Source organism: Peribacillus loiseleuriae, from assembly GCF_001183985.1.
GTDB classification, from domain to species: domain Bacteria; phylum Bacillota; class Bacilli; order Bacillales; family DSM-1321; genus Peribacillus; species Peribacillus loiseleuriae.
In genome coordinates this window covers 1,019,311-1,023,801 of record NZ_LFZW01000001.1, presented here as the reverse complement: position 1 = coordinate 1,023,801, position 4,491 = coordinate 1,019,311, and the positions used below count along the sequence as shown (strand labels likewise).

Here is a 4,491-nt window from a genome sequence, read left to right as displayed (position 1 = left end):
ACGCTTCCACCTCTGACCTATCAACCTGATCATCTTTCAGGGATCTTACTAGCTTACGCTATGGGAAATCTCATCTTGAGGGGGGCTTCATGCTTAGATGCTTTCAGCATTTATCCCGTCCGCACGTAGCTACCCAGCGATGCTCTTGGCAGAACAACTGGTACACCAGCGGTGCGTCCATCCCGGTCCTCTCGTACTAAGGACAGCTCCTCTCAAATTTCCTGCGCCCACGACGGATAGGGACCGAACTGTCTCACGACGTTCTGAACCCAGCTCGCGTACCGCTTTAATGGGCGAACAGCCCAACCCTTGGGACCGACTACAGCCCCAGGATGCGATGAGCCGACATCGAGGTGCCAAACCTCCCCGTCGATGTGGACTCTTGGGGGAGATAAGCCTGTTATCCCCGGGGTAGCTTTTATCCGTTGAGCGATGGCCCTTCCATGCGGAACCACCGGATCACTAAGCCCGACTTTCGTCCCTGCTCGACTTGTAGGTCTCGCAGTCAAGCTCCCTTGTGCCTTTACACTCTACGAATGATTTCCAACCATTCTGAGGGAACCTTTGGGCGCCTCCGTTACATTTTAGGAGGCGACCGCCCCAGTCAAACTGCCCGCCTGACACTGTCTCCCGCCCCGATAAGGGGCGCGGGTTAGAATTTCAATACAGCCAGGGTAGTATCCCACCGACGCCTCGACCGAAGCTAGCGCTCCGGCTTCACAGGCTCCTACCTATCCTGTACAAGCTGTACCAAAATTCAATATCAGGCTGCAGTAAAGCTCCACGGGGTCTTTCCGTCCTGTCGCGGGTAACCTGCATCTTCACAGGTACTATAATTTCACCGAGTCTCTCGTTGAGACAGTGCCCAGATCGTTACGCCTTTCGTGCGGGTCGGAACTTACCCGACAAGGAATTTCGCTACCTTAGGACCGTTATAGTTACGGCCGCCGTTTACTGGGGCTTCAATTCAAAGCTTCGCCTTGCGGCTAACCTCTCCTCTTAACCTTCCAGCACCGGGCAGGCGTCAGCCCCTATACTTCGCCTTGCGGCTTCGCAGAGACCTGTGTTTTTGCTAAACAGTCGCCTGGGCCTATTCACTGCGGCTTTTCCGGGCTATTCACCCTAAAAAGCACCCCTTCTCCCGAAGTTACGGGGTCATTTTGCCGAGTTCCTTAACGAGAGTTCTCTCGCACACCTTAGGATTCTCTCCTCGCCTACCTGTGTCGGTTTGCGGTACGGGCACCCTACATCTCACTAGAGGCTTTTCTTGGCAGCGTGGAATCAGGAACTTCGGTACTATATTTCCCTCGCCATCACAGCTCCGCCTTGATGGAAACGGGATTTTCCTCGTTTCCGGCCTAACTGCTTGGACGCGCATATCCAACAGCGCGCTTACCCTATCCTTCTGCGTCCCCCCATCGCTCAAACGATGTATAGGTGGTACAGGAATATCAACCTGTTGTCCATCGCCTACGCTTTTCAGCCTCGGCTTAGGTCCCGACTAACCCTGAGCGGACGAGCCTTCCTCAGGAAACCTTAGGCATTCGGTGGAAGGGATTCTCACCCTTCTTTCGCTACTCATACCGGCATTCTCACTTCTAAGCGCTCCACCAGTCCTTCCGGTCTAGCTTCAACGCCCTTAGAACGCTCTCCTACCACGGATACCATACGGTATCCATCCACAGCTTCGGTGTTACGTTTAGCCCCGGTACATTTTCGGCGCAGAGTCACTCGACCAGTGAGCTATTACGCACTCTTTAAATGATGGCTGCTTCTGAGCCAACATCCTGGTTGTCTAAGCAACTCCACATCCTTTTCCACTTAACGTAAACTTGGGGACCTTAGCTGGTGGTCTGGGCTGTTTCCCTCTTGACTACGGATCTTATCACTCGCAGTCTGACTCCCGAGAATAAGTATTTGGCATTCGGAGTTTGACTGAATTCGGTAACCCGTTGGGGGCCCCTAGTCCAATCAGTGCTCTACCTCCAATACTCTCATCTCGAGGCTAGCCCTAAAGCTATTTCGGAGAGAACCAGCTATCTCCAGGTTCGATTGGAATTTCTCCGCTACCCACACCTCATCCCCGCACTTTTCAACGTACGTGGGTTCGGGCCTCCATTCAGTGTTACCTGAACTTCACCCTGGACATGGGTAGATCACCTGGTTTCGGGTCTACGACCTCATACTCATTCGCCCTATTCAGACTCGCTTTCGCTGCGGCTCCGTCTTATCAACTTAACCTTGCATGAAATCGTAACTCGCCGGTTCATTCTACAAAAGGCACGCTATCACCCATTAACGGGCTCTAACTACTTGTAGGCACACGGTTTCAGGATCTATTTCACTCCCCTTCCGGGGTGCTTTTCACCTTTCCCTCACGGTACTGGTTCACTATCGGTCACTAGGTAGTATTTAGCCTTGGGAGATGGTCCTCCCTGCTTCCGACGGGATTTCTCGTGTCCCGCCGTACTCAGGATCCACTCAGGAGGGAACGAAGTTTCAGCTACAGGGTTTTTACCTTCTTTGACGGATCTTTCCAGATCACTTCACTTACCCCGTTCCTTTGTAACTCCATGTTGAGTGTCCTACAACCCCAAGAGGCAAGCCTCTTGGTTTGGGCTATCTTCCGTTTCGCTCGCCGCTACTCAGGAAATCGCGTTTGCTTTCTCTTCCTCCGGGTACTTAGATGTTTCAGTTCCCCGGGTCTGCCTTCAGTACCCTATGTATTCAGGTAAAGATACTGTTCCATTACGAACAGTGGGTTTCCCCATTCGGAAATCTCCGGATCAAAGCTTACTTACAGCTCCCCGAAGCATATCGGTGTTAGTCCCGTCCTTCATCGGCTCCTAGTGCCAAGGCATCCACCGTGCGCCCTTTCTAACTTAACCATATGGTGGCTGATAAACAGAAAGTTTATCAAACAACCTAGTTGTTAAAAGGTCTTACTTGATGTCTTGAAAATTTAATGCAAAAATTTGCCTTCTATCTATTATCTAGTTTTCAAAGAACGATTCGGCGACGAATAAGCAAAAGACGAATCTGCTGCTTTCCTTTACCACGATTGAATGAATTACTCATTCAAAACTGAACAAAACATAAGCGCCACACGTAATATCCTTAGAAAGGAGGTGATCCAGCCGCACCTTCCGATACGGCTACCTTGTTACGACTTCACCCCAATCATCTGTCCCACCTTAGGCGGCTGGCTCCTTGCGGTTACCTCACCGACTTCGGGTGTTACAAACTCTCGTGGTGTGACGGGCGGTGTGTACAAGGCCCGGGAACGTATTCACCGCGGCATGCTGATCCGCGATTACTAGCGATTCCGGCTTCATGTAGGCGAGTTGCAGCCTACAATCCGAACTGAGAATGGCTTTATGAGATTCGCTTACCCTCGCGGGTTTGCAGCTCTTTGTACCATCCATTGTAGCACGTGTGTAGCCCAGGTCATAAGGGGCATGATGATTTGACGTCATCCCCACCTTCCTCCGGTTTGTCACCGGCAGTCACCTTAGAGTGCCCAACTAAATGCTGGCAACTAAGATCAAGGGTTGCGCTCGTTGCGGGACTTAACCCAACATCTCACGACACGAGCTGACGACAACCATGCACCACCTGTCACTTTTGTCCCCGAAGGGAAGTCCCTATCTCTAGGGAGGGCAAAAGGATGTCAAGACCTGGTAAGGTTCTTCGCGTTGCTTCGAATTAAACCACATGCTCCACCGCTTGTGCGGGCCCCCGTCAATTCCTTTGAGTTTCAGCCTTGCGGCCGTACTCCCCAGGCGGAGTGCTTAATGCGTTAGCTGCAGCACTAAAGGGCGGAAACCCTCTAACACTTAGCACTCATCGTTTACGGCGTGGACTACCAGGGTATCTAATCCTGTTCGCTCCCCACGCTTTCGCGCCTCAGTGTCAGTTACAGACCAGAAAGTCGCCTTCGCCACTGGTGTTCCTCCAAATCTCTACGCATTTCACCGCTACACTTGGAATTCCACTTTCCTCTTCTGCACTCAAGTTCCCCAGTTTCCAATGACCCTCCACGGTTGAGCCGTGGGCTTTCACATCAGACTTAAGGAACCACCTGCGCGCGCTTTACGCCCAATAATTCCGGACAACGCTTGCCACCTACGTATTACCGCGGCTGCTGGCACGTAGTTAGCCGTGGCTTTCTGGTTAGGTACCGTCAAGGTACCAGCAGTTACTCTGGTACTTGTTCTTCCCTAACAACAGAACTTTACGACCCGAAGGCCTTCTTCGTTCACGCGGCGTTGCTCCGTCAGACTTTCGTCCATTGCGGAAGATTCCCTACTGCTGCCTCCCGTAGGAGTCTGGGCCGTGTCTCAGTCCCAGTGTGGCCGATCACCCTCTCAGGTCGGCTACGCATCGTGGCCTTGGTGAGCCATTACCTCACCAACTAGCTAATGCGCCGCGGGCCCATCTGTAAGTGACAGCCGAAACCGTCTTTCCATCTTCTCTCATGCGAGAAAAGAA

2 rRNA genes (both cut by a window edge) are annotated in these 4,491 nt (G+C 52.3%); both read right to left on the bottom strand.

What is annotated here, in order from left to right:
- A 23S ribosomal RNA gene (locus AC625_RS04580) occupies positions 1–2,888 on the bottom strand (it extends 115 nt beyond the left edge of the window).
- 233 nt (positions 2,889–3,121) lie between these two features.
- Positions 3,122–4,491: ribosomal RNA gene (locus tag AC625_RS25440) — 16S ribosomal RNA — on the bottom strand (it continues 221 nt past the right edge of the window).
- Together the 16S and 23S rRNA genes form the textbook arrangement of a ribosomal RNA operon.